The sequence below is a fragment of the Microcystis aeruginosa NIES-2549 genome (assembly GCF_000981785.2).
Lineage (GTDB): Bacteria > Cyanobacteriota > Cyanobacteriia > Cyanobacteriales > Microcystaceae > Microcystis > Microcystis aeruginosa_C.
Window position 1 is genome coordinate 2,711,710 of sequence record NZ_CP011304.1, and the last position, 22,964, is coordinate 2,734,673.

26 protein-coding genes are annotated in these 22,964 nt (G+C 43.2%); 16 read left to right on the forward strand and 10 right to left on the reverse strand.

Features of this window, described 5'->3' with window-relative positions; genetic code table 11:
• The first annotated feature begins 407 nt into the window (after positions 1–407).
• The 6 genes from grxC to myaer_RS13370 all read left to right on the forward strand — a co-directional run bounded on the left by grxC (position 408) and on the right by myaer_RS13370 (position 4,708).
• Complete coding sequence (gene grxC / locus myaer_RS13340; RefSeq protein WP_002803525.1) at positions 408–668, forward strand: glutaredoxin 3; 261 nt, start codon at positions 408–410, stop codon at positions 666–668.
• A 15-nt stretch (positions 669–683) separates the two neighbouring features.
• Positions 684–1,664, forward strand: a complete 981-nt coding sequence (gene gshB, locus myaer_RS13345) for a glutathione synthase (protein ID WP_046662452.1) — start codon at positions 684–686, stop codon at positions 1,662–1,664.
• Positions 1,665–1,814: 150 nt separating this feature from the next.
• Entirely contained in the window at positions 1,815–2,126 is a 312-nt protein-coding gene (locus tag myaer_RS13350) for a DUF2499 domain-containing protein (RefSeq protein WP_002734463.1), read from the forward strand.
• On the forward strand, positions 2,119–2,424 hold the full coding sequence (locus myaer_RS13355; RefSeq protein WP_046662453.1) for a DUF3593 domain-containing protein: 306 nt from the start codon (positions 2,119–2,121) through the stop codon (positions 2,422–2,424). Before myaer_RS13350 ends, myaer_RS13355 begins: the two co-directional genes overlap by 8 nt.
• Positions 2,425–2,688: 264 nt before the next feature.
• On the forward strand, positions 2,689–3,708 hold the full coding sequence (locus tag myaer_RS13365; RefSeq protein ID WP_046662454.1) for a glycosyltransferase: 1,020 nt from the start codon (positions 2,689–2,691) through the stop codon (positions 3,706–3,708).
• A 124-nt stretch (positions 3,709–3,832) separates the two neighbouring features.
• The gene (locus myaer_RS13370) at positions 3,833–4,708 is read left to right on the forward strand and encodes a Tab2/Atab2 family RNA-binding protein (RefSeq protein WP_046662455.1); all 876 of its coding nucleotides are present in this window, start codon (positions 3,833–3,835) and stop codon (positions 4,706–4,708) included.
• Positions 4,709–4,752: 44 nt separating this feature from the next.
• Here the strand turns inward: myaer_RS13370 and myaer_RS13375 are convergent, their stop codons facing one another.
• Positions 4,753–6,222: a carotenoid oxygenase family protein gene (locus myaer_RS13375; RefSeq protein ID WP_046663770.1), complete on the reverse strand. Its 1,470-nt coding sequence runs from the start codon at positions 6,220–6,222 to the stop codon at positions 4,753–4,755.
• A 114-nt stretch (positions 6,223–6,336) separates the two neighbouring features.
• On the reverse strand, positions 6,337–8,508 hold the full coding sequence (locus tag myaer_RS13380; RefSeq protein WP_046662456.1) for a glutamine synthetase III: 2,172 nt from the start codon (positions 8,506–8,508) through the stop codon (positions 6,337–6,339).
• Between the two features lie 414 nt (positions 8,509–8,922).
• On the opposite strand from myaer_RS13380, the gene myaer_RS13385 reads away from it, so the two are divergent.
• Positions 8,923–9,819: a PEP-CTERM sorting domain-containing protein gene (locus myaer_RS13385; RefSeq protein ID WP_046663771.1), complete on the forward strand. Its 897-nt coding sequence runs from the start codon at positions 8,923–8,925 to the stop codon at positions 9,817–9,819.
• 56 nt (positions 9,820–9,875) lie between these two features.
• Here the strand turns inward: myaer_RS13385 and myaer_RS13390 are convergent, their stop codons facing one another.
• Entirely contained in the window at positions 9,876–10,148 is a 273-nt protein-coding gene (locus tag myaer_RS13390; RefSeq protein WP_012264430.1) for a Txe/YoeB family addiction module toxin, read from the reverse strand.
• A complete protein-coding gene (locus myaer_RS13395) occupies positions 10,132–10,431 on the reverse strand; it encodes a type II toxin-antitoxin system Phd/YefM family antitoxin (protein ID WP_002763657.1) in 300 nt (99 codons plus the stop codon). The genes myaer_RS13390 and myaer_RS13395 overlap by 17 nt, the downstream gene beginning before the upstream one ends.
• 377 nt (positions 10,432–10,808) lie before the next feature.
• On the opposite strand from myaer_RS13395, the gene myaer_RS13400 reads away from it, so the two are divergent.
• From myaer_RS13400 to myaer_RS13425, 5 genes are all read left to right on the forward strand, one after another.
• Positions 10,809–11,021 carry a type II toxin-antitoxin system HicB family antitoxin gene (locus myaer_RS13400; protein ID WP_002734412.1) on the forward strand — a complete coding sequence of 71 codons (213 nt, stop codon included), beginning with the start codon at positions 10,809–10,811 and terminating at the stop codon, positions 11,019–11,021.
• Positions 11,018–11,242 (forward strand): type II toxin-antitoxin system HicA family toxin, encoded by a 225-nt coding sequence (locus myaer_RS13405; protein WP_046662457.1) that lies wholly within the window; start codon positions 11,018–11,020, stop codon positions 11,240–11,242. Before myaer_RS13400 ends, myaer_RS13405 begins: the two co-directional genes overlap by 4 nt.
• A gap of 77 nt (positions 11,243–11,319) precedes the next feature.
• Positions 11,320–11,592, forward strand: coding sequence for a hypothetical protein (locus myaer_RS13410; protein WP_002773681.1), 273 nt, complete (start codon positions 11,320–11,322; stop codon positions 11,590–11,592).
• 363 nt (positions 11,593–11,955) lie between these two features.
• Positions 11,956–12,201 carry a type II toxin-antitoxin system HicB family antitoxin gene (locus myaer_RS13420; protein ID WP_002753457.1) on the forward strand — a complete coding sequence of 82 codons (246 nt, stop codon included), beginning with the start codon at positions 11,956–11,958 and terminating at the stop codon, positions 12,199–12,201.
• Positions 12,201–12,422, forward strand: coding sequence for a type II toxin-antitoxin system HicA family toxin (locus myaer_RS13425; protein WP_002732388.1), 222 nt, complete (start codon positions 12,201–12,203; stop codon positions 12,420–12,422). The genes myaer_RS13420 and myaer_RS13425 overlap by 1 nt, the downstream gene beginning before the upstream one ends.
• Before the next feature lie 96 nt (positions 12,423–12,518).
• On the opposite strand, the gene myaer_RS13430 is transcribed toward myaer_RS13425, so the two are convergent.
• The 5 genes from myaer_RS13430 to crtE all read right to left on the reverse strand — a co-directional run bounded on the left by myaer_RS13430 (position 12,519) and on the right by crtE (position 17,763).
• Positions 12,519–13,955, reverse strand: coding sequence for a folate/biopterin family MFS transporter (locus tag myaer_RS13430; protein ID WP_046662458.1), 1,437 nt, complete (start codon positions 13,953–13,955; stop codon positions 12,519–12,521).
• Positions 13,956–14,503: 548 nt separating this feature from the next.
• The gene (locus myaer_RS13440) at positions 14,504–15,148 is read right to left on the reverse strand and encodes a DUF3226 domain-containing protein (RefSeq protein ID WP_046662460.1); all 645 of its coding nucleotides are present in this window, start codon (positions 15,146–15,148) and stop codon (positions 14,504–14,506) included.
• A gap of 2 nt (positions 15,149–15,150) precedes the next feature.
• Positions 15,151–16,299: an AAA family ATPase gene (locus tag myaer_RS13445; protein ID WP_046662461.1), complete on the reverse strand. Its 1,149-nt coding sequence runs from the start codon at positions 16,297–16,299 to the stop codon at positions 15,151–15,153.
• Between the two features lie 64 nt (positions 16,300–16,363).
• Entirely contained in the window at positions 16,364–16,816 is a 453-nt protein-coding gene (locus tag myaer_RS13450) for a divergent PAP2 family protein (protein ID WP_046662462.1), read from the reverse strand.
• A 17-nt stretch (positions 16,817–16,833) separates the two neighbouring features.
• Entirely contained in the window at positions 16,834–17,763 is a 930-nt protein-coding gene (gene crtE / locus myaer_RS13455; RefSeq protein ID WP_046662463.1) for a geranylgeranyl diphosphate synthase CrtE, read from the reverse strand.
• Positions 17,764–18,230: 467 nt separating this feature from the next.
• Here crtE and myaer_RS13460 point away from each other — a divergent pair, with 467 nt between their 5' ends.
• The 4 genes from myaer_RS13460 (at position 18,231) to myaer_RS13475 (ending at position 21,218) form a co-directional block, all read left to right on the forward strand.
• Entirely contained in the window at positions 18,231–19,628 is a 1,398-nt protein-coding gene (locus myaer_RS13460; protein WP_046662464.1) for a serine/threonine protein kinase, read from the forward strand.
• 233 nt (positions 19,629–19,861) lie between these two features.
• Positions 19,862–20,437, forward strand: coding sequence for a peptide deformylase (gene def, locus myaer_RS13465; RefSeq protein ID WP_046662465.1), 576 nt, complete (start codon positions 19,862–19,864; stop codon positions 20,435–20,437).
• A 31-nt stretch (positions 20,438–20,468) separates the two neighbouring features.
• Positions 20,469–20,666 carry a hypothetical protein gene (locus myaer_RS13470; RefSeq protein WP_008203353.1) on the forward strand — a complete coding sequence of 66 codons (198 nt, stop codon included), beginning with the start codon at positions 20,469–20,471 and terminating at the stop codon, positions 20,664–20,666.
• 234 nt (positions 20,667–20,900) lie between these two features.
• Positions 20,901–21,218 (forward strand): 2Fe-2S iron-sulfur cluster-binding protein, encoded by a 318-nt coding sequence (locus myaer_RS13475; RefSeq protein WP_002768334.1) that lies wholly within the window; start codon positions 20,901–20,903, stop codon positions 21,216–21,218.
• 81 nt (positions 21,219–21,299) lie between these two features.
• Here the strand turns inward: myaer_RS13475 and myaer_RS13480 are convergent, their stop codons facing one another.
• Positions 21,300–22,940: a CTP synthase gene (locus myaer_RS13480; protein ID WP_046663772.1), complete on the reverse strand. Its 1,641-nt coding sequence runs from the start codon at positions 22,938–22,940 to the stop codon at positions 21,300–21,302.
• Positions 22,941–22,964 lie beyond the last annotated feature (24 nt).

Genomic DNA, 22,964 nt, shown 5'->3' on the forward strand with positions numbered 1-22,964 from the left:
AATCAGCTTTTTTAGGACTCTCATGGGAATGGATTCCCACAGACGCTCCCGATAGTTGCGACGGGTTTACCTGTGAGGTAATAGGTGTAGGGCTAATTCATGAATTAGCCCTACAATGGGCGTTGTCAAATTGAAAGATGCTCCGAATCAGCACCGGAACTGAAATTACTTTGATAGCAAGGATTGCATTGCATCTTTACCTATTCTGATCTGACAACGCCGTAAATGAAAGTGAGGATGATTCCCCCCCTGTTAGTTGCCGTATTCGCTTTCAAAACGGTGAAGAATGGGAAATACAAGGAATATATCAGTGGAATCGCCCTAATTGGCGTTTTCTGACCTGAAGGAAGATCACTGCTCGGTTATCGGCTAAAATTTAAGATATGTAAAGAAGGGAGATAAATTTTATGGCCGCTAATGTTGAGATCTATACTTGGAGTTCCTGTCCTTTCTGTATCCGCGCCAAGGCATTACTCAAGAAAAAAGGAGTCGAGTTTACCGAATATTGTATCGATGGCGATGAAAGAGCGCGAGCCAAAATGTCCGATCGAGCCAATGGTCGTACAAGTGTACCACAAATTTTTATAAACGATCAACACATCGGGGGCTGCGATGACATCTATGCTTTAGATAGAAGTGGTGGTTTAGCTCCCCTGTTGCAGAATTAAGGATAAAAACTATTAATGAAACTAGCCTTTATTATCGATCCGATCGAATATCTAGATCCGGGCCATGATACCAGTGTAGCTATCATGGAAGCAGCCCAACTATTAGGTCATGAAATCTGGATAACTTCCATCACGGCTCTCAGTGCAATTGCGGGAAAAGCTTGGGCAAAACTAACCAGAATTGAACTGGTTCCTGTGGAGTTAAAAGATAATCATTGGGTGGCTGTATCTCAATGGTATCAAAGACAAGAGACAGTTTTTACCTGCCTAGAAAACTTCGATTTTGTCTGGATGCGAAAAGACCCACCCGTGACAATTGCCTATCTTTATGCCACCTATTTATTAGACCTGATCGACCCACAAAAAACCCAAGTAATTAACTCAACTAGGGGTTTACGCCATGCCAATGAAAAGTTATATACTATTCACTTTGCTCAGGTAATGCCCGCCACAATTGTTTCCCAAGATAAAGCAACGATTAGGGAATTTGTCAACCAAAAAGGGGCGGCAGTTATGAAACCTTTAGGGGGCAAAGCAGGGGAGGGAATTTTATTTCTTAGTCCCGAAGATCGCAATCTCAATTCAATGATTGAAATTAGCACAAAATGGGGACAAGAACCGGTAATGATTCAAGATTATTTACCAGCTGCCCAAGAAGGAGATAAACGCATTATTGTTCTCAATGGTGAACCCATCGGGGCAGTTAATCGCATTCCCACCGGTTCGGAATTTCGCGGTAATATGGCGGTGGGTGGACGGGTGGCAAAAACAGAAATCAGCGATCAAGAATTAGAAATCTGTGCCACTTTAGCCCCAAAATTACGAGAAGATGGCCTATATTTTGTCGGATTAGATGTGATTGGTGGCTACCTCACGGAAGTTAATGTCACCAGTCCCACCGGCATTCGCGAGATCGATCGATTAAACAATGTTAGTTTAGGTCAACAGGTGATTAAATGGCTAGAAAGTTTTGCTGGTGCCAAGGAGCTGCCTTGACACACAATATTTAAGGCTCTTAAAATATCCTTCAGGTAGAACAGGGGAACGAGATAAGAGAGTAGGAAACTTCTATTTAATACTGCTCACTTAAAACTCAAATCTGATAACTGATAACTTACCCACTGATAACTGATAACTGTAAAAAAAATGAATGCTTTATCAATACCGACGTGGATAGTTCATGTATCGAGTGTCGTAGAATGGATAGCGGCAATCTGGTTAGTCTGGACCTATGGCGATATCAGTAGCGATCGATCGTGGCGAATGTTATCTTGGGGAATGTTACCCGCTTTAATAGGGGCAATGTGTGCCTGTACATGGCATTTTTTTGATAATATCAGTGCCTTATCCTGGTTAGTCACCCTACAGGCAGCCATGACTGTCTTAGGAAATTTTACCCTCTGTGCTGCCGGTTGGTGGCTGTGGCGTTCCAGTAAAATTAGCGTTAACAATGAATAAAGAGAGTTTATTTGCCATTTCCCTGTTTCCCTATCTGGGGTTTCTTTGGTTGGTCACTCGTTCGGGAAAAATGCCACTTTTAGCCTTAATTGGCTTTTATGTGCTGTTAATCTTCGTTTTTATCACCATTCCTGCCGGTATCTACGCCAAAATTCACTATGGTCAAGAATTAGCCAACGTCGATTGGTTACACGGCAGCGCCGAATTTTTCCTCACCCTCTCCAATATTCTCGTCGTCCTAGGTTTTCGTCAGGCAATTTTAGCCAAAAAGCAAACAGAGAAAGGGGAACAGGGATAAGGGGTGTGGGGTGTGGGGTGTAGGGTGTGGGGTGTGGGGTGTAGGGTGTAGGGTGTAGGGTGTGGGAAGTGGGGAAGTGGGGAAGTGGGAAGTGGGGGGTATTTTCAGGGAACAGTGGACAGTGAACAGTAAACAGTAAACAGTAATCAGTGAACTGATGACTGATAACTGATAACTGATAACTGATAACTGATGACTGATAACTGATAACTGATAACTGAATTGTGATACAATCGCCCCAAAAGGCCCCTGCGTCAGTCAACTATGTACCCGATTACACCGTCCATCAGTGTCAATGAACCAAACCCGCAGGCTGCTATCCAGACTTTATCGGTAGTGGTTCCCATTTATAACGAAGTGGACAGTATACCCCATCTCGTCGAGAGTATCGCCACGATTTTGCGTTCTTATCAAATTAACTACGAGATTATCTGTGTTGACGACGGTTCTAAGGACGGTTCCACCGAGGTTTTAACTAATTTAGCCAAAAATCGCGATGATCTCAAGGCGGTGATATTGCGACGCAACTACGGACAAACCCCCGCCATGGCTGCCGGATTTAATTATGCCACGGGACAGGTCATCGTTACCCTCGACGGCGATTTACAGAATGATCCCAATGATATACCCCTATTATTGGCCAAATTGGAGGAAGGTTATGACCTCGTGAGTGGCTGGCGCAAAAATCGCCAAGATGACCGGGTAAAACGGCTGTTACCCTCAAAAATAGCTAATTGGCTAATAGCAAAGGTAACAGGGGTCAAATTACACGACTACGGTTGTTCTTTGAAAGCCTATCGAGCCGAATTAGTGGCCGATATGAATCTCTACGGGGAATTACATCGCTTTTTACCCGCGTTAGCTTTTATTGAAGGGGCAAAAATCACCGAAATTCCCGTTAATCACCACGCTAGACGGTTCGGACAGAGTAAATATGGTTTAGGTCGCACAATTCGCGTGATTATGGACTTATTTACTGTCTTTTTTATGAAAAAGTTCCTCACCCGTCCGATGCACATTTTTGGACTCTACGGACTGTTATCGATGGTAGTGGGGATTATTTTAGGCACTTATCTGACTATTCTCAAACTCGGTTTCGGACAAGAAATCGGCGATCGACCTTTGTTAATCCTGGCCGTGTTATTCTTTTTAACTGGGGTACAATTACTCTGTTTTGGTCTTTTGGCAGAAATTTTGATGCGAACTTACCATGAATCCCAAAAACGTCCTATCTACCGCGTTCGTACTGTTGTCGGGGATAGGGGATTTTTCAGTGAGCAGTAAACAGTAAACAGTGAGCAGTAATCAGTGAAAAGAAATCTCGGAACTTGCCACTTAATATTGTTCACTTAAAACTCAAATCTGATAACTGATAACTGATAACTGATAACTGATAACTGAAAAAAATATGACTATTTGGGAACTTGATTTTTATTCGCGGCCGGTGCTGGATGAAAATAATAAAAAAAGATGGGAATTATTAATCTGTGAAACTCCGGCAACAATCGATCGCTCCTCCGATACAATATTTAAATATGCCAGTTATTGTCCTAATACGATGGTTAATTCCCAATGGTTAGGAGAGGCAGTTACTGCAGCTATCAAGGCAGCGGGAGTAACTCCCAAAAAAATTCGCTTTTTCCGTCGTCAGATGAATAACATGATTAGCAAAGCTTGCGAGGATATCGGTATTCCCGCTTCCCCTAGTCGTCGCACTCATGCTCTCACTAGATGGATAGAAGAAAGAATGGCCAATTTCTACCCTCAAGAAGTTGGTTATGATCAAAATTTAACTAAAACTGCTTCCGTGAATTATCCTCCTTTAAACGCTGTTCCCCTTCCCGATGCTGTCCGGGGAGATAAGGCAGATAAATGGGCCTTTGTCACGCTAGAATTGTCTTCTTTTAATGATTTAAAAGATTGGGATATTAGCTTCGGAGAAAATTTGCCCATACTGGGAATGGGATTAGATGAGAATCTAAAAATCCCCGGTTTAGTTATTTTTTCCCCCCGTGCTTTACCCCTAGCTGGTTGGATGTCAGGGTTAGAAATGGCCTATTTAAAGTTAGAAACCAGTTCTCGTCCTCTGCTACGTTTAGAAACGGGTGCTAGTGATAGTTGGATTCTCGTCAATGTCACTAATGCCGAGACTTTAAACGAAGCCAAAAACTTTGAAGAAGCTAAACAAAAAGCCAATAATCTGCATTTTTTAGCCATTCAATCTAACCCTGAATCGGAATCCTTCGCCGGTTTTTGGCTACTACAAGAAGGCTCTCAAGAGTAAAGTTTAGTCAGGGTGGGTTTTCAATCCACCCCTAGGGAATTAACTTAAAAACATTGTCCAGTCCAACTACCGTGTAACCCGTAGGGAATATGATGTTTAAGATGGATAACCACTAGGGAATTAGTGATATCTTTAGCATCTAAGATTACCACATTCGATCGATGATTGGCTGCATCGTAAGTAACTACCAATAACCAACCATCATCTTCAGCGATTCCATCGGGTTTAGGCACAAAAATTGGCTCACCTGCGAATCCCCGGGGAGCAAAAGAATGTAATTGTTTTTCTCCCGTTAATAGGTCCAGTTTTAAGATTGCTTGCAAAGGAGCATTACCAGTGGCATGATGAGCGGCAGCGATGTATAAATAACGGTAATCTCGACCAACTTTTGCCGGATTGATGCTGGGAAATTCACAACAATGCTCTAGAATACATTCTCTTGTAACCGTATTTTCTGATAAATTTAGTGTAAATCGCCACAGATGTCCGGGTGCTAAACTATCAAAATTTACCGATTGAAAACTGCTATTTGAATCCAGTTGTGGTAAGGATTGATAACAAATAGAATCAATATAAATTTTCTCCCCTTGTTCAAAAGCATTGCTATGGTGGAAGACAAAACCCGATGGAGTTTCTAAAACTTTCACTTCTCTTTTGTTAGGATCCCGGGAGATAATAATAATCTTAGTTAACTTGTCCGGTTGATTGATGACGCATTCTCCCGCACCTTTTAACCCAAAAAGAAAGGGAAAAGGATTATAACCAACCGGGTTTTGGAAAAAGATAGCGTAGTGGGGAGTAATAACAAAATCGTGGATAAAACAGAAGCCCGGTACACTGTGGGTATGACGACGTAATAACTTACCCGTGGGACTAATTTCGTAGAGAGTAATTGAACTAGACAAACCCGTTTTGATGGCAAAATTTACCAGACAAGGTTGATGATTATCGAAAATACAAGCGGGATCGATGCGAGGATGAGCGGCAAAAGAATCGCCTTTTTCTAAGATACCATCGAGATAGTCTAAACCAATAGTATCAAGGGTTTTAGCATCGAGGCGATGGGGTTCGGCCGCTTCCCAAAGTGCCAGTAATTTATCACCCCAGTAGATAACATTAGTATTAGCAATATTTTTCAGACGCAAATCAAAAGCATTGCCGAAAATTCCCCCCGGTTTTTTCGTGCCGAAAACACCGCGATAAAGGGGTTTTCCCGCTTTCTGTTCCTGGAGATAACCCTCGGTTTTCACAAAACGATTACGATAATGTACGCGGCCATGGTTGAAGCTAATCGCGCTGATCATACCATCCCCATCAAAGGGATGAGCGATCGCAGTGCCAGCGATATCCAGTAAACCGGGGCCGTTTTTAAAGACTGTACCCTGTAAATCGGGGGGAATTTGCCCCTCAATGTCCTCTACCTCGTAATCGTACTCGTTAGGTTGGGATTGATAGCCTTTTTGCCAATCCTGACGATTATAGGATTTTTCGCCAATTGTCGGAGTTAGTACCATAGTAGTTTTAGATTTATATTTACTTTTCTTAACATAACTTAAAACTACCAGAGCTAAAAAGAAGGGGGTGGCCAATCATTTTTTCAGCCTATTTACCCCCTCCTTGTCGTCTTGTTATTTAACAAACAACATTTCTTGATAGGTAGGTAGGGGCCAGAAATTGTCGGCCACTTCTCCTTCCAGCGTGTCAGCATATTCGCGCACCTTATCCATCAAGGGACGGATTGTTTGAGCGGAATACTGCATATGTTCCTCGATCGAGTCAAAATCGTCTTTAGCCATGGCCTCACTCAGTTTGCCAACGCTATCCATCAGTAATTTAATTAAATTCGAGACGGTTTGGGCCCTTTCCTTATCCATCTCGATGCCGATCGCCGCAGCATTAGCGATCGCCAAAGACAATTCCGACAAGTAGCGAACGGCAGCGGGATAAATAATCGTTTTAGCCATACTTACCACCAGTTCCGCCTCCACCTCGATGGCCAGCAAATACTGTTCCGCATAGACATCAAAACGACTTTCCAGTTCAACGGGGGTAAACACACCCATGCGGGCAAACAGTTCTTCGATATAATCAGCTTTCAGCACGGGTAAAGCATCGGCAGTGGTGCGGAGATTAGCCAAACCGCGCTCTTCTACCGCCATTTTGTGCCATTCTGGGGAATATCCGTTACCTCCGAAGATCACATTTCTGTGTTTGTCCATGATCTCCTTGAGAACACCCTCGGCGGCAGTATTGAGGTCTTCCCCGGCTTTCATCCGGCTTTCTAGGTTATCCGCCACCCAAGTCAGGGAATCGGCTAGAATCGTGTTCATCGCCACCAGCGGCCCGGAAACTGACTGATTAGAACCCACAGCGCGGAATTCAAAGCGATTGCCCGTAAAAGCAAAAGGAGAGGTACGATTGCGATCGCCAGGATCCTTGGGGAATACCGGCAGGGTATCGACACCGAGATCCATCAACCCCGGAGCATCAGAACCCTCAATTCGGCCTTGGCTAATTTGGTCGAATACCTTTTCTAACTGGCTGCCCAAATATACCGAAATAATCGCGGGAGGAGCTTCATTTGCCCCCAAACGGTGATCATTGCTGGCGGTAGCCACCACTGCGCGTAAAAGCGGCCCGTACTTGTGAACACCACGAATCACCGCCCCACAGAATAACAAAAACTGCATATTAGCGTGGGGAGTATCGCCCGGATCCAACAGATTGCCCTGGGTGGCGTTGCCGACGGACCAGTTAACGTGTTTTCCCGAACCGTTAATTCCTGCAAAGGGTTTTTCATGCAGTAGGCAGACAAAACCGTGTTTTTTAGCCGTACTTTTCAGCAAAGTCATAATTAACTGCTGATGGTCACTGGCCACGTTAGCAGCCTCGAAAAAGGGCGCAATCTCGAACTGTCCGGGAGCGACTTCGTTATGGCGGGTTTTGGCCGGAATGCCGAGGCGATACATTCTTTCCTCCACTTCCTGCATAAACACCTGAACCCGTTCGGGAATCGCGCCAAAATAATGATCGTCGAACTGTTGACCCTTAGCGGCGGGTTTACCAAATAGGGTGCGACCGGTGAGCAATAAATCGGGGCGACTATGGGCAAAATGAGCATCTACGAGGAAATATTCCTGTTCAGCACCGCAGCTGGAGTTAACGGGGGCGACTTCCGTATGTCCTAAGAGCTTCAGCACCCTGGTGGCGGCTTTACTCATCGATGAAATCGAGCGTAAAAGCGGCGTTTTTTTGTCGAGGGCCTCTCCTGTCCAAGAGATGAAAACCGTGGGGATACACAGGGTGACACCATTATCCGTCTCCATGACGTAGGCGGGACTGGTGACATCCCAAGCGGTGTAACCCCGAGCTTCAAAGGTGGAGCGAAGTCCGCCGTTAGGAAAGGAAGACCCGTCCGGTTCTCCCTGTACTAAGACTTTGCCCGTAAATTCTGTGATCACCGAACCGTCGCTCTGCACGGAGATAAAACCATCGTGTTTTTCGGCGGTGGCGTTGGTCATCGGATAGAAGACGTGAGCATAGTACAGCGCCCCTTTGGACGTAGCCCAATCCTTCATCGCTGCCGCTACCGTGCCGGCGATGGAAACGTCTAATTTTCCCCCGGTTAAAATCGTGTTTTTGACTGATTTGAATACGTCTTTGGGGAGACTGGCCTGCATTTTGCTCAGGGTAAAGACATCGGTTGCCCACAGAGCCTCTAAACGTTGAGGAATTTTGCTAGGTAGGGGTTTACGGTCTGTGACTTGAGAGATAGCTTGAACACGGGTTCCATAACTCATAAGTATTTTTCCTATTGTGTTGTGTCGTGGATAAGGGGTTACTTTAACTTAGGCGATGACAAGTTTCCTACTGATTTTGATGTTGAATTCTGGTCAGAGGCTATTCTCCGCTTAATAATTTTGATCCCACGGCACAAGCTTCTCTGCGGTTTTTATCTGCTTGCGCCGGCCTCTTTTCCGATCAATTAGCAACACCAGCCTTAATCTTAAGAACAGATGATCGAGAGATTTGTATCAAAGATTACAAATATCCTAAACCCGATCTTCCACAAGCGATCGCTCCTCACTCCCCCTCAACCCAGAAGATTTGACGAAAAACAGAGATAAAACCCTATAAAATCGATGAAAATAGCGATATTTGACAAAATCGGGGGGGGTGATAAGCTTTTTCACATAATTTACCCGAATAAACCGATGGCTACTCAAAAAAGCTCATTCTTAAGCCGCTCCTGTTCCTTAAAGCCTTTCTCAGATTTTCTCGGGACAACAATCGGCATGGCCACTGCTGTCACCCTCGGAACGGTAGTTAGCTTGCCCGCACAGGCAACTACTCTATTTAGCCAGACAAATATCGTCACCAACCCAGGTGCAGGATTCAACGGCTCAGATGTCAGTCAAGCCTCTGCTACTGTGGATAGAGCGGGGCAGACTGCAACCGGTAATTTACGCTTGGCACAAAGCTTTACCATTTCTGATGCAGGACTGTGGGCGATCGATACGGTATCGGTGATGGCTTACATGACATCAACCGGTTATGGGTTTCCCCCCACTTCACCTTTTACTGGCATCTCAGTTAATATTTGGGACAATGCCCCCGGTCTTGCCGGAAGTAATATTCTCGGTTCGTCCACAACTCTACTATCTACTAACTGGACTGGCGTTTACCGCACTTTCAATGGCGTGTTAGACAATGCCCAACGCCCGGTGATGAACATTGCCGCCAATTTCAGTGGTTCTGGTCTTACTCTCGCGCCAGGCACTTACTGGGCAGACTACCAACTAACGGGGCTGTCACCCACAGGAGGTACAACTGCTTTTACTCCTTTTCTAATGACAACTTCAGGGGGAAATCCCGTAACTCTAACTGGAAATGCACGGCAGTTTAACACCTCGGCTGCCCCAGGTGATTGGATTACCATCAGCGAGGGTAATCCGGCTCAAGGGCTTTCTCTTCCCTTAACCGTAACAGGACAGAACGTTCAAGTACAGCAAGTTCCCGAACCTAGTACCGTTCTAGGATTGGGACTGTTAGGCTTGGGTGCATTGGTTAAACGCCAGTTAAAGCCAAAGCAAGGCAGTGATAAAGCTTAATTGCCATAGAAAACGGGTTTCTTTGAGAAACCCGTTTTCTGGAATACATAAGCTGTTTAAGTATAGTGATATCGTGCTGCTAAAAACTCAATGCGGTCATCTTTGACTCGATAGACTAGACGGTGTTCTGTGGTAATTCGGCGTGACCAAGTATTAGCTTCAAGATACTTTATGGGTTCTGGTTTGCCTATCCCAGTAAAGGGATCGGCGGTGACAGATTCTACGAGATCGAGTAGGCGAAAGGCGATTTTTTTATCTGTTTTGTACCACCATCTTAAATCTTCTCGAAATTGGTGATCAAAGACAATTGCCCTACTCTTGGCGTTCAATTCCTAACTCCTGACAAAGTTCTGTAACTGTCTGTCCCGGTATTGTTTGAACGTCCCTCTCCATTGAACGTTCCAGTGCTGCCAATAACTTTCGAGCATTCGCAGGCGATCGCAAAAGATAAACGGTTTCTAATAAGCCAGTTAATTCCTCTGCGCTTAATAGTGCCATATCTTTATGACCAGGGCGAGTAATAATCGCCATACTATTCTCGCTTTCCAGTCGATCCAGAAGGCTCGCTAAATTTTCTTGAGCTTGAGTGTAGGTAGTTTGGATAGAAAACATAAGGCGAGGGCAACGAGTTGATTCGATTTTAGCTTATTTCATCAACTGAGAAAACGGGTTTTTTAAAGAAACCCGTTTTCTGGACTTAGGGCGATCGATCTTCACTCCTACCTCATCCCAGAATAATTGACGAAAAACATCGATAAAACCCTATATAATCGCTTAAAACAGCGATACTTGACAAAATCGGGGGGGATAGGCTTTTGGATAGAATTTACCAAAAGACAGGACTTGGTTCCCTAATCCGTGCCATAGAAAAGGGGTTTCTTTGAGAAACCCCTTTTCTGGAATAAGCCGCGATCGCTAGGAGTTGCTAACTCGCGCTAGACTGGATTCAAATAATTAACTTCCAATCAATTCAAAGCAAGGACAAACCCATGAAATATCGCGTCTTAATTGAGCAAGATGAAGATGGCATTTATGTGGCTGAAGTTCCCTCCCTACCCGGCTGTATTTCTCAAGGCAATACCCGGGAAGAGTTACTCGCCAACATTCAGGAAGCAATTGCTTTATATCTAGAAAGCCTAGAAGCGCACAATGAACCGATTCCACCACCAATTTCTGAGGAACTGGTAGAGGTTAAATTATGAGTGAACTCCCTCCTATCGCTGGTCGCCAAGTCGTTAAAGCACTAGGCAAGATTGGCTACGAATTAGATCGGCAGCGAGGAAGTCATATCATACTCAGACAAAAAGCCTATCCCTATCGACGCATCACCATCCCTGACCATCGAGAAGTGGCTAAGGGAGCACTGAGATCTATCATTCGTCAAGCGGGATTGACAGTGGCAGAGTTTAAAACTCTCCTTTAGCTTGAGTCACCAGAGTCGAAACAACCGCTCATAAATCGCCAATTCAAAAATAGACTATTAAACAATGTAAACGCTATATGAGTCAATCTGCTACTGCAATCAATACTAAACTAATTGATTCCCTTGCTCAAATTATCCTTTCCTTAACTGACGAAGAACAACAGCTTCTGCTACAAAAAATTCAGCATCCAGCCTTATCTGATGTCGATTTTCATCAAGGTTTTCCCTTTGATGTTCAAATTCCTAATACAGAAACGCTCGCCGCCATTGAAGAAGTAGAAAAACATCCTGAGCGTCTTAAGCGTTATACTAGCGTTGGGCAGATGTTCGAGGATTGGAACAGTGATTAAGACAACCCAAGTGCCGATTCCTGCCTTGATGCGTAGTGTCGAAGAAATTAAACTTGAATGGAGTTAAATATGGATTTTGTTCCTCAGCTTCCCCGGGATTCTGATCAACTTAAGCAAACTTTGGCAAAAGCACACCGCAATTGTCAAGAGATGGAATTAGTTGGATTACAATGAGAAGAAGCGATTAGTCGCTTAGAAGCGGAAAATCGTCAAAGACGAAGACAGCAGTTAGAAAACCTAGAAAACGGGTTTCTTTGAGAAACCCGTTTTCTGGAGAAACAGGGCAAAATTATCGCCAAGTTCAAAACAACTGATAATCACATCGACAATCTTCGAGACAATCACCGAGCTTTATTCCTGTCAATGATGCTAACAAAATATCTAAAACAAGCAATGGAACTGGCAACCTATGAAGTTCTAGAAGACGGTACTTTTTATGGAGAAATTCCGGGATTTGAGGGAGTATATGCTAATGAAACAACCCTCGAAGCTACTAAGGAACAGTTACAGGAAGTTTTGGAAGGCTGGGTTATTTTAGGACTACGCTTACAGCATCAGTTACCGATTGTTGACGGTATCAATCTAACCCCTCAACAAAAAATCGCCTGATGCCACCTTTTGCCCCCATCAAAAGGAAAGAGTTAATTCGCCAGTTGAGAAAGCTGGGATTTTCTGGTCCTCTGGTAGGAGGAAATCATCAATATATGGTGCAGGGAAAATTAAAAATCTGGATTCCTAATCCACACCAAGGAGATATCAGTAAAAGCTTGCTGGCTAAAATTTTACAACAAGCAAATATTAGTAGAGAAGAATGGGAAAAATTACGTTAAACAATTCTGTCTTGGAAAAGTTAAAAACTGTTATCAATTAAGCAAGATGAATGCCATAGAAAAGGGGTTTCTTTGAGAAACCCCTTTTCTGGACTGTCAATCTCTTGTCTCGATTAATTCGGGGACAAGTTCGGGAATAAAACCGGGTTCAGCTAAAGAACCGGTAACATGATGTTCAAAGACTTCTGCGGGGGGAAAAGTTTTCTTGACTTCCTGAGATTGCGGATCCGTAGAAGGTAGCCATTTAATTAGGGGTAAAGGTAGGAGAGTAGAGAGATTAGTAATCACCACCAATAACCAAAGGTTATCAAAATTAGTTTCGGTGACTCCCAACCAATGGGTTAATAAAGCGCCGATTTCTTGGGAAACTAATCCCGACATATTCCAGATAGACATTAATAAAGCGAATAGAGATGCTTCAATGCCCACGGGACAAAGACGCGCTGATAAAATTAAGACGGGTAAAAAGGCAATTTGTCCCATGACGGTGAGGATGAGACTATCCCCCAAACTAAACCAATGATCGTCAATACCGAGCGCTCGATTAGTATGGGTAACTAAGAGTAGGGTAGTCATGCCTAAAAGCGCAGAAATCACCGTACTCCAACCCAAAATTAAACGAAAGGAAATCGCTTTTAAAAACCGTTGATATACCCAGATGCCCAGGATCGAGGCTAAACTGGTGACTAAGCGCACTCGTCCTAAAAATTCCGGTTCAAATCCTAACTCGTTGGTGGTGAAGTAAAAAAAGGCAGAATCGGCGCTAGGAGTAGCCTGCCAGAGAAAAATAAAGGCAGTGGGTAATAAAATTGATTTTTGTCTAATTGCTGACCATAATTGCCCTATTTGCTCCTTGACTTTGGGCGTGGATTGTGCATCATCATTATTCTTGACTTTTTCCTCTGTAATTAAAAACGCCATGGCTGAGGCAATCAGGGGAAAAATAGCCGTGAGAGCGAAGACGGGACGAGTGCCGAGGTGTGCGAGTAACCAACCACCGAGATAAGCTGTAATTAAGCCGCCTAGGGCCGATATTCCCCAAGTTAAGGACTGTAGAGAGCCGGATTGAGTGAAGGACTCTCTGCGGGCCCTTTCTACTACCAAAGAATCGACGATGACATCACTAATGGTGACAGAAAGGGAACCAAGCAGGATCGCCGCCGTCGCTTGCCAAGCATTCTCCACCACAGTGGCTAGGGCCAACCACGCTAAAACACCGAGAATTCCTGATAAAATGAGGTAAGGCCGACGACGATAGCCGAAAATAGGCAAACCATCCGAAAGAAAGCCAAAAGCTGGTTTAATCACCCAAGGAATCGCCGCCACTCCGATTAATGCCCCCATCTGGGAGGGACTCAAGGCCAAATCGTCTTTTAAAAAGAAGCTAACCGCTAATCGGGAGAGTCCGAGAATGCCTTGCACGAAATAAACCCCTAAAATGCCGATTAATTCGGGATTAGGGTCATTTCCGAACAAGATAGTCTCTTTAAGGAATTTTTTCCCGCGATCGATGCCAAGGCGATTAATAAGCATGAAGTTTCATAAATATTTGTTACTGTCTCTATAATAATGATTGAGCGCTCGATCGGTGCGTTAGCTGTTAGGGTTTAACTGTTGAGCTTTAGGTTTTGGCGGTTGGGTATTGGGTTTTAGGGTTTTAGTTGAATTTCCCCTGCTCCCCACTTCCCCATCCCCAATCGGCATAAAAGGCTTATTTTGATGTTATGTGGAAATTTTCTGGCGATCGCTCTATCTGAAAGTAATATACAGAAAGATTTTAAAAAAAATGTGTATTTGGTGTGATATACAGAAAGTTTCCGTATAATATGGTCAGGCGTGCAACTAAAAAAGGGGTTTCAAGCTAACCTGGGAATAGTTGAGACAGTTATAGCGGGCATTATCGTTGCAGCAATTTTGGGTATTACAAAGTTTGTCGTCAAGTCAAATGGTATTTCTCAATTGCCATCTCAAATAGTCTCTAATTCCTTATTAGTAGATAATCAAGATGAACTATATAGAAAATTAATAAAGCACAGAGAAATATTATGAGGCTGTCATTCCCATCTGGAGCCATAGTTCTCTCAAATCTCGTATAACTCCTGTAACCATCTCAAAAAAATTGCCGATTGGGGATGGGAGCAATTAAGTATTTTTTGTTTTACTGCATCGTGAAGTTGTTTCCCCGGCGGATCTTGCCAAGCTAAATAGGTATGAATATTAGCCTTATCTAGATGATAATCTCTATAGGTTGCCCCTTGTTGTTTTGCCTCTATCACCTTGTTTTGTGTATATTGCCAAAGATTATTATCGGGAACTAAATAGGCTAAAAAAGTCTCTAACATCCCTCTAGATTGATTGTCAGGCATCATCCACACACCGAATTTTATACCCGATTCTAGAGTTATAATTAATCCCTCTGCTGGTAAATTTTGAGGGAAGTTAGGTATATTTGGTAAACAGGCATTATATAAACTTTTCCAACGATTATCAGGTTCTTGGTCTGCATCCATAATAATTCCTAAATGAGTTAGTCCACTATCATTGATTTCGTTGTAAATATTATCGCTATCGAGTAAACTCTCAATGCTACCAGCGGGTTTAATATAGATAATAGCTGTGTCCTTTGTCTCTCCCCAAGAGATGCCATGGGCTTCTGCTAATTCGGGAATCACTCTCATGTCTTCTCTTCCCTCTACCAAAAGTTTTTTAGGATGTATTCTGGGCATTTTTAGCGAACCTCAATATCTCTTTCAGAAGCGAGGTAAATTTGTCTAGCATTGAAGGAAACTGCTTTTTCTTTGTCCCTATCTATCCTTTGAATAGTAATCTCGTTATCGGTAATTTTTTCTTCGGTAATTAATTCGGCTAAACTTTGCCAACAATCCCGGCTGTGAGTGGTGGCGAATACCTGAATATTGAGTTTTTTAGCGGTTTCCCAGACGACTTTCCACATATCAGTCATGACAGTAAAGTGCAATCCGCTATCAATTTCATCAACTAATAAAATTCCATTTTCAAGATTAACCATCGCTAAAACTAATCCTAACATTCGCCAAAATCCATCGCCTAAACTGCCAATAGGTATAGGTTGATCATGATTTTTAATTTTGATTAAAAACCCACCTCTAACACCTAGGTTATTTGCAGTTGAATACTTGCCAGAACCAATACTGGCTATTCTTTCAATTTTTGGCTCAATAATTTTCAAAGATTCAATAATTAAATCTTCTAAAGGAGAGAGAACAATGTTGTCAAAAAGTGCCGCCATATCAGAACTTGTTAGAGAAAATGGTGTTAAGAACCTCAATTCAATTTTATTATCAATACCTATTTTATGGGAAATTCTGCTTAAACTAGCCATTCTTCTGGAATCTCTGGCAAGAGTACCGTTGGCAAGAAGTTCCAGTTCAATAGGTTTTTGTGATTGACTCCATCTAATACTTAAAAGAAGTTTATTCCATTCCTCATCGTCGAAAATATTATCATTATTTAAATCATCATTTTTGTCTGAAAATAGAGATAGTTGTATAGGAATACTTTTAACAGAAATAGTAACACTTTCCTGATGTGATTCCCTAGATCCAATGATAATAATTTCCTTACTTGGGATGATTTCATGCCCAGGAAATAAATGACAAATTTCAAAAACTTTAGTGCGACCAGCTAACTTATTTTCCAACCAAGCGAACTCACCTCTATAGCTAATAGTTTCAAGAAATATATCTATATTATTCTGAGCATACAAAAACTGAATCGCTTCTAAAATAGAAGTTTTACCGCTATTATTTTTACCTACTAAGAGATTAATTCGACCAAGATTGGCCATCTCAAAATTTTGAAAACCGCGAAAGCCTTCAATTTTTAGGGATTCTAACATGAGTAATTACCCCGGATTTTCCGTTATTAAATCTAGTTTATCTCAACCTCAGAAAACACCTCAATTAACGACAGAGCAGCACCATGGCGATACCGATACCTAAACTTAAACCGACCAGCACTTGAAAAGGAGTATGACCAATTAATTCCTTTAAACGTTCCTCGTTAAATTCCTTGCCCTCCTGGAACATTTCATCGATAATTTGATTGAGAATCCGGGCCTGTTTTCCTGCTGCCTGACGCACTCCAGCCGCATCATACATAACAATAACCGCAAAAAGTGCGGCGATGGCAAATTCGGAACTAGACCAACCCACCTGTAATCCTACTCCAGTAGCCAAGGCCCCCACCAGCGCCGAGTGAGCGCTAGGCATTCCCCCCGACGAGACTAAATAGCGCAGACTCACCTTACCATCGCGGATTAACTCAATCAGCGCTTTTAGTCCTTGGGCAGTGAAACAAGCTAAAAGAGAGATTAGCAGTATTTGATTGTGTAACACCTGCTGGAAGTCCTGCATCATCTCACTCGTTTAATTTAATTTTTACGATTAACAATATACTCGGCGATGGCCCGTAAAGGTTCAGCGGCCTCATCGTAGCTACTCAATTCACCGATGGCACTATCTATTAACTGTTGAGCTTGCTGGCGGGACCCTTCTATCCCCCAGAGACTAGGATAGGTGGCTTTTTGTGCCTGTAGATCCTTACCGGCGGTTTTGCCTAATTCCTCCTTTGTCGCCGTGATATCGAGAACATCATCGATAATTTGGAAAGCCAAGCCAATATTTTGGGCATAACGGGCTAATTTAGCTATATCTTCCCCTTTTGCCCCCGCTAAAACTGCCCCCGACACCACAGAAGTCTCCAAGAGGGCCCCGGTTTTCTGAGTATGGATAAAACCGAGAGTTTCCGCCGAAATATCGGGTTTTCCTTCGGATTCCAAGTCTAAAACCTGACCCCCTACCAAACCCGCTGCCCCGACCGTGCGACCTAAACGAGCAATTACCTCTAAAATCTGTACGGGATGCACATTACGAGTCTGGGTAGCCACATACTCGAAAGCGTAGGCCAGGAGACCATCCCCGGCTAAAATAGCGATATCTTCCCCAAAAACCTTATGGTTGGTTAATTTCCCGCGTCGGTAATCATCGTTATCCATGGCGGGTAAATCGTCATGAATTAATGACATAGTGTGAATCATTTCTAGGGCGCAAGCGGTGGGTAAAGCCATCTCTAGGGAACCCCCCATCAGTTCACAGGTAGCCAGACATAAAATCGGTCGCAGACGTTTGCCCCCAGCAAGGAGAGAATAGCGCATCGCCTCGTAGATTTTGGCAGGATTGCCGATAACTAAAGAGCTATCTAAAGCTGACTCGACAATCAACCGCTTTTCCTCCAGATAGGAAGCCAGAGAAAAGTTCTCGTTTTTCCTCACTTCTACCCCTTGTTCGCCCCTAGTAACCATGTCTTTTTGTCTTGAACCGACTGCTTTTAAAACTATATCAGGAAACTCCACCTCGATGGGAATTAAACTGACTGCTCCCTTGTACCCTAAGCTGTTGAGTATCTAAATTACCCCTTCAGACTGCATGGCAGCTCCGCAGTTGACAGCCTGAGCATTTGTACTAAGATTTTCTAGACGGAGAGAGGTCTATTGGCTCTCTTATTCTTTGTGTAACCAGTTTAACTTATAGAGGAGCGCTTAATCTTTGTGTTCTTTGTGTCTTTGTGGTTCGTTCCACTCGCTCGCCAGCAGCAATGTATCTTAGAATACATTTTACCCACCAAACCCAGAAGATCCGTCAATTTTCTTTTCTGATGCCTATTTTCTCTTTTAACCTGAAAAAATACCTCCCTCAGCCTAGTAGAGGGATTGCGGTTGGGAAATTTCTCGATTAGCCTATAATTAGGGTTATCCTAGTAATATATTGTATGCTGCCAGGGCAAATTTTAGGCGATCGATACCAAATTCAAAGTCAGTTAGGTAAACAAACCGGAAGACGCACTTTTCTCGCCCAAGATCTAAAAACGGGCGCTACTGTTGTTGTCAAATTATTAATCTTTAGTACCGATTTTGAATGGACAGATTTAAAACTTTTTGAACGGGAGGCCGAAACTCTTAAACATCTAGATTGTCGCTCGATTCCCGAATATATCGACTATTTTGAAGTTCGCACCGATACCTACCAAGGTTTTGCCCTTGTTCAGAGTTATATCGAGGCTAAATCTCTCAAGGAACAGATAGAAACTGGTCGCAAATTTAGTGAAGCAGACCTACAAGAATTAGCTAAATCTATTCTAGGTATTTTAATTTATCTCCATGGACTTAACCCGCCAATTATCCATCGAGATTTGAAACCTAGTAATATTTTACTAAAAGATCGATCGGGTCATAGTATCGGTAATGTTTATTTAATTGATTTTGGTTCTGTCCAGACTGTTGCTCAACAGGAACAGGCCACTTTAACTATTGTCGGAACCTACGGTTATATGCCACCGGAACAATTTGGTGGTCGCACCGTTGCCGCTTCTGATTTATACAGTTTAGGAGCCACTTTAATCTATCTAGCTACAGGCATTCATCCCGCCGATTTACCCCAAAAAGATGGCAAAATTCAATTAAATAATTTAGCCAATTTAAGCCCTGCTTTTGTTCATTGGTTAGGGCAGTTAATCGAACCTAGTCTCGAAAAAAGGTTTGTTTCAGCACAGGCAGCAAATCAAGCTTTAAATACTCTCCACGAAATGCAATTAACTTCCTCGAACCTTGAAAAACCCGCCGGGAGTCGGGTACAGTTGCAAAAAAATGAGGAGAAAATTAAAATATCTTTACCTCCCGAAGGTTTTACCCCTAAATTAATTTTTCTTGGAGCTTTTGCCATCGCTTGGAACGCTTTTTTATTAGTATGGACAGGAGGAGCCGTTTCTATTCCTCTGTGGATGAGTTGGTTTTTTCTGCTCTTTTCTTTGCCTTTTTGGTTTGTGGGTTTAGGAATGCTTGGCGGGATTATTTATTGTCTCAAAGGGGAGGAAATTATCACTATTGATAGTCAAGAAATTGTGGCCATTCAGCGAATTTTTGGTTTGACACTTCCGGGCAAAAAGAAAATGGCACGAGAACATATTAATAAACTGGTGAAAGCTGATAGTTATCATACCAAAGATGGTGATGGCGATCGAGTTTATGTGCCGATGGCTTTAACTATTTGGGCGGGGACTAAAGAATATACTATTAGCAGTAAGACAAAAGAATATCTGAGTCAACCCGAAATTGAATGGTTAGCAGCGGAATTGAGCCAATGGTTAGGAATACCAATTACTAATAAGTAGCTGGTTAAAATCAGCTTTTTTCTCCCCTCTCCCCACTCCCCCACTGATTACTGCTTACTGATAACTGAAAAATCTCCCCACTTCCCACTTCCCATCCCCTGATATGGACGAACTGTGTGTGATCAGTGTAAAATTTTATGAAGAGTCTGGGCTTTTTTCTCCCTTTTCCAGAGAAATGCCCCAGAGCCAGTGACTAAGATCAACATTGTGTAATCCCATCGATAATTAAGTTTATGAGCGCCACTATTACCGTAGAAAAACGCAAATTAGAAAAACCCCCTTTAGAACTGCATTATCTCGGCGATCGAGTCCTGCGTCAACCGGCCAAGCGGATTGCTAAAGTCGATGACAGCATTCGCCAATTAGCCAAAGAAATGCTACAAACTATGTATAGTGCCAATGGTATCGGGTTAGCGGCTCCGCAAGTGGCAGTCAATAAACAATTGATTGTCATCGATTGTGAACCCGATAAACCAGAAAATCCGCCCCTAATTCTGATTAATCCCCAAATTATCGGTTATGGTCGGGAATTGTGCAAAGCGGAAGAGGGTTGTTTGAGTATTCCCGATGTGTTTTTAGATGTCATCCGTCCCCAAGCGATCGAAGTGAGTTATAAAGATGAACAGGGGAAACCGCGAAAACTGCAAGCTAACGGTTTACTAGCGCGGGTAATTCAACACGAAATGGATCATCTCAATGGTGTCATGTTCGTGGACAGAGTAGATAACGATTTGGCACTGAATGAAGAATTAAAAAAACACGGTTTTTCCGTGCAGGCGGTGAAACCCGTCGAGAAAGTGACAAAATAAAGGCATTAGTTAATTTAGGTGAGGAGTGAAGATGACCCCGAAAAGCGGCGTTTTATTGTTATTATCCTGTATTGCAGCAATCGCTGGTGTGGGTTGTGTCTTTGAAATTAGTTCGGGAGAACCGGATTTAGGCAATACCACTACTGGCTTAATTTTAGCGGCAAGCATACCACTAACAGCCCTATTTTTTTGGGCGGCGGTTAAAGACACGAGAGCCAATTACAAATAGAATAACTTCCCCTCGGTTGCAGAAGAGAGAATTTATTTCTCTCTTTTGTTTGTTTTAACTACAGGACAAATTGCCAGAAAAAGTTACTACTTTTGAGGATTTTATCAGCTTTTATGACAATCAATTATCTACCGACCGGTGAAAATCTGATTAGGTAAAGATTTCCCCCCTCTCTCCTATATCCGCAATCTAGAATGATAAAATAGGTGACGTTAAAAGCATCATTCATTAGCTATGACCACAACCTACAAAGTAGAAATTTCCCATTTAGGAACAACACAAACGATCGAAGTTAGGGAAGATCAAACTATACTACAGGCGGCCTACGATGCGGGGATTGACTTACCCAGTTCTTGCAATGCGGGCGTATGTACTACCTGCGCCGCTCAACTTTCCCAGGGTAGCGTCGAACAAGGTGAGGGCATGGGATTATCCCCCGACCTGCAAAAAGAAGGCTATGCTTTGTTATGTGTGGCCTATCCTCGCTCGGATATTAAACTGGAATCTGGCAAGGAAGAAGTAGTTTATCAACGTCAATTCGGAAAACCCTAGGCCAAACTGGGGTTAAGATGAGAAATTTTCGGGGGTTTCCCCCCAAAAAAACAGATTTTGAGCCAATCAGACCAGCAAACCCTAACTAATAGCCGAATGCTGACTAATAAGGGAGAACTTTTGCTCTGCACTCTTGAGGGCCGCTTTCATGAAACCAGAAAAGAGAGGATGAGCTTTATTGGGACGAGAGCGAAATTCGGGGTGAAATTGGGTAGCAATAAAGAAAGGATGTTTTGGTAGTTCGATAATTTCCACCAAACGACCATCGGGAGAAGTGCCACTCACCAGATAACCAGTCTCGAAAAAGAGACTACGATAGGCATTATTGAACTCGTAACGGTGACGATGGCGCTCATAGATAACCTCTTGACCGTAGAGAGAGAAAGCTAGACTATCGGGATTTAAACGACAGGGATAGAGACCTAAGCGCATTGTTCCCCCTAAATCTACCACATCTGCCTGTTCTGGCAGTAAATTAATCACTGGATTCGGTGTATCCTCTTCAAATTCGGAACTATTGGCCCTTTCCAATCGGGCCACATTGCGACCCCATTCGATAATCGAACACTGCATCCCTAAACAGAGACCCAAAAAAGGAATATTATTGACCCTAGCATACTCGATCGCCTTAATTTTGCCATCCACACCCCTAATACCAAAACCACCTGGTACAACAATACCGTCAACACCGCTTAAATGGGCTTCGGCCGAATCATTATCCACATCTTCGGCACTTACCCAACGCAATTCTATCTCGCTATTAAGAGCAATAGCGGCGTGTTTGAGGGCCTCCACCACCGAGAGATAAGCATCCCCCAACTGCACATATTTACCAACGATAGCTATCTCTAATTTTTGACTGGGGGATTGCATCTGTCGGATGAGATTTTCCCACTCCTCCAGATGGGGGTATCGGGGACTGAGGTTTAATAATTCTAGGGTTTGTTGCGCTAATCCCTCTTTTTCCAGATTAAGGGGAACTTCGTAGATACTGCTGGCATCCTGAGCAGTAATCACCGATTCCACCGGCACATCACAGAAAGCTGAGAGTTTTTCTTTTAACCCCGGTTGTAGGGGTAGATGACAACGACAGACTAACACATCCGGTTGAATACCGATCGATCTTAATTCCTTGACCGAGTGTTGCGTCGGTTTAGTTTTCATCTCCTTGGCCGCCGGAATCCAAGGAATTAGGGTAACGTGCATATAAACCACGTTATTTCGACCTACATCCTTCCTAAATTGCCTAATTGCCTCTAAAAAAGGCAGAGATTCGATATCTCCCACCGTACCACCAATTTCTGTGATGACAATATCGGGGTTGGTATCCTTGGCCACCCGGAGAATCCTTTCCTTGATTTCGTTGGTAATATGGGGGATTACCTGCACCGTTCCCCCCATATAGGCACCACGGCGCTCTTTATTCAATACCGCTTGATAAATCGAGCCAGTAGTCACGCTATTGAGACGGGAGAGTTCCGTATCGGTAAAACGTTCGTAGTGGCCAAGGTCGAGGTCGGTTTCAGCCCCATCATCGGTGACAAATACCTCTCCGTGTTGAAAAGGACTCATTGTACCCGGATCCACGTTGATATAGGGGTCTAATTTCAGAATTGAGACGGAATAATCGCGACTTTTCAACAATCTTCCCAAACTAGCGGCGACAATTCCTTTCCCAATACTGGAGACAACTCCCCCAGTAACAAAGACAAATTTACTCATAAAATTTTTCCTGCGATCGATTAT

Coding starts and splice junctions, on each gene's coding strand:
- grxC (WP_002803525.1), top strand. CDS start 408: ATGGCCGCTAATGTTGAGATCTATACTTGGAGTTCCTGTCCTTTCTGT.
- gshB (WP_046662452.1), top strand. CDS start 684: ATGAAACTAGCCTTTATTATCGATCCGATCGAATATCTAGATCCGGGC.
- myaer_RS13350 (WP_002734463.1), top strand. CDS start 1,815: ATGAATGCTTTATCAATACCGACGTGGATAGTTCATGTATCGAGTGTC.
- myaer_RS13355 (WP_046662453.1), top strand. CDS start 2,119: ATGAATAAAGAGAGTTTATTTGCCATTTCCCTGTTTCCCTATCTGGGG.
- myaer_RS13365 (WP_046662454.1), top strand. CDS start 2,689: ATGTACCCGATTACACCGTCCATCAGTGTCAATGAACCAAACCCGCAG.
- myaer_RS13370 (WP_046662455.1), top strand. CDS start 3,833: ATGACTATTTGGGAACTTGATTTTTATTCGCGGCCGGTGCTGGATGAA.
- myaer_RS13375 (WP_046663770.1), bottom strand. CDS start 6,222: ATGGTACTAACTCCGACAATTGGCGAAAAATCCTATAATCGTCAGGAT.
- myaer_RS13380 (WP_046662456.1), bottom strand. CDS start 8,508: ATGAGTTATGGAACCCGTGTTCAAGCTATCTCTCAAGTCACAGACCGT.
- myaer_RS13385 (WP_046663771.1), top strand. CDS start 8,923: ATGGCTACTCAAAAAAGCTCATTCTTAAGCCGCTCCTGTTCCTTAAAG.
- myaer_RS13395 (WP_002763657.1), bottom strand. CDS start 10,431: ATGTTTTCTATCCAAACTACCTACACTCAAGCTCAAGAAAATTTAGCG.
- myaer_RS13400 (WP_002734412.1), top strand. CDS start 10,809: ATGAAATATCGCGTCTTAATTGAGCAAGATGAAGATGGCATTTATGTG.
- myaer_RS13405 (WP_046662457.1), top strand. CDS start 11,018: ATGAGTGAACTCCCTCCTATCGCTGGTCGCCAAGTCGTTAAAGCACTA.
- myaer_RS13410 (WP_002773681.1), top strand. CDS start 11,320: ATGAGTCAATCTGCTACTGCAATCAATACTAAACTAATTGATTCCCTT.
- myaer_RS13420 (WP_002753457.1), top strand. CDS start 11,956: ATGATGCTAACAAAATATCTAAAACAAGCAATGGAACTGGCAACCTAT.
- myaer_RS13425 (WP_002732388.1), top strand. CDS start 12,201: ATGCCACCTTTTGCCCCCATCAAAAGGAAAGAGTTAATTCGCCAGTTG.
- myaer_RS13430 (WP_046662458.1), bottom strand. CDS start 13,955: ATGCTTATTAATCGCCTTGGCATCGATCGCGGGAAAAAATTCCTTAAA.
- myaer_RS13440 (WP_046662460.1), bottom strand. CDS start 15,148: ATGCCCAGAATACATCCTAAAAAACTTTTGGTAGAGGGAAGAGAAGAC.
- myaer_RS13445 (WP_046662461.1), bottom strand. CDS start 16,299: ATGTTAGAATCCCTAAAAATTGAAGGCTTTCGCGGTTTTCAAAATTTT.
- myaer_RS13450 (WP_046662462.1), bottom strand. CDS start 16,816: ATGCAGGACTTCCAGCAGGTGTTACACAATCAAATACTGCTAATCTCT.
- crtE (WP_046662463.1), bottom strand. CDS start 17,763: ATGGTTACTAGGGGCGAACAAGGGGTAGAAGTGAGGAAAAACGAGAAC.
- myaer_RS13460 (WP_046662464.1), top strand. CDS start 18,231: ATGCTGCCAGGGCAAATTTTAGGCGATCGATACCAAATTCAAAGTCAG.
- def (WP_046662465.1), top strand. CDS start 19,862: ATGAGCGCCACTATTACCGTAGAAAAACGCAAATTAGAAAAACCCCCT.
- myaer_RS13470 (WP_008203353.1), top strand. CDS start 20,469: ATGACCCCGAAAAGCGGCGTTTTATTGTTATTATCCTGTATTGCAGCA.
- myaer_RS13475 (WP_002768334.1), top strand. CDS start 20,901: ATGACCACAACCTACAAAGTAGAAATTTCCCATTTAGGAACAACACAA.
- myaer_RS13480 (WP_046663772.1), bottom strand. CDS start 22,940: ATGAGTAAATTTGTCTTTGTTACTGGGGGAGTTGTCTCCAGTATTGGG.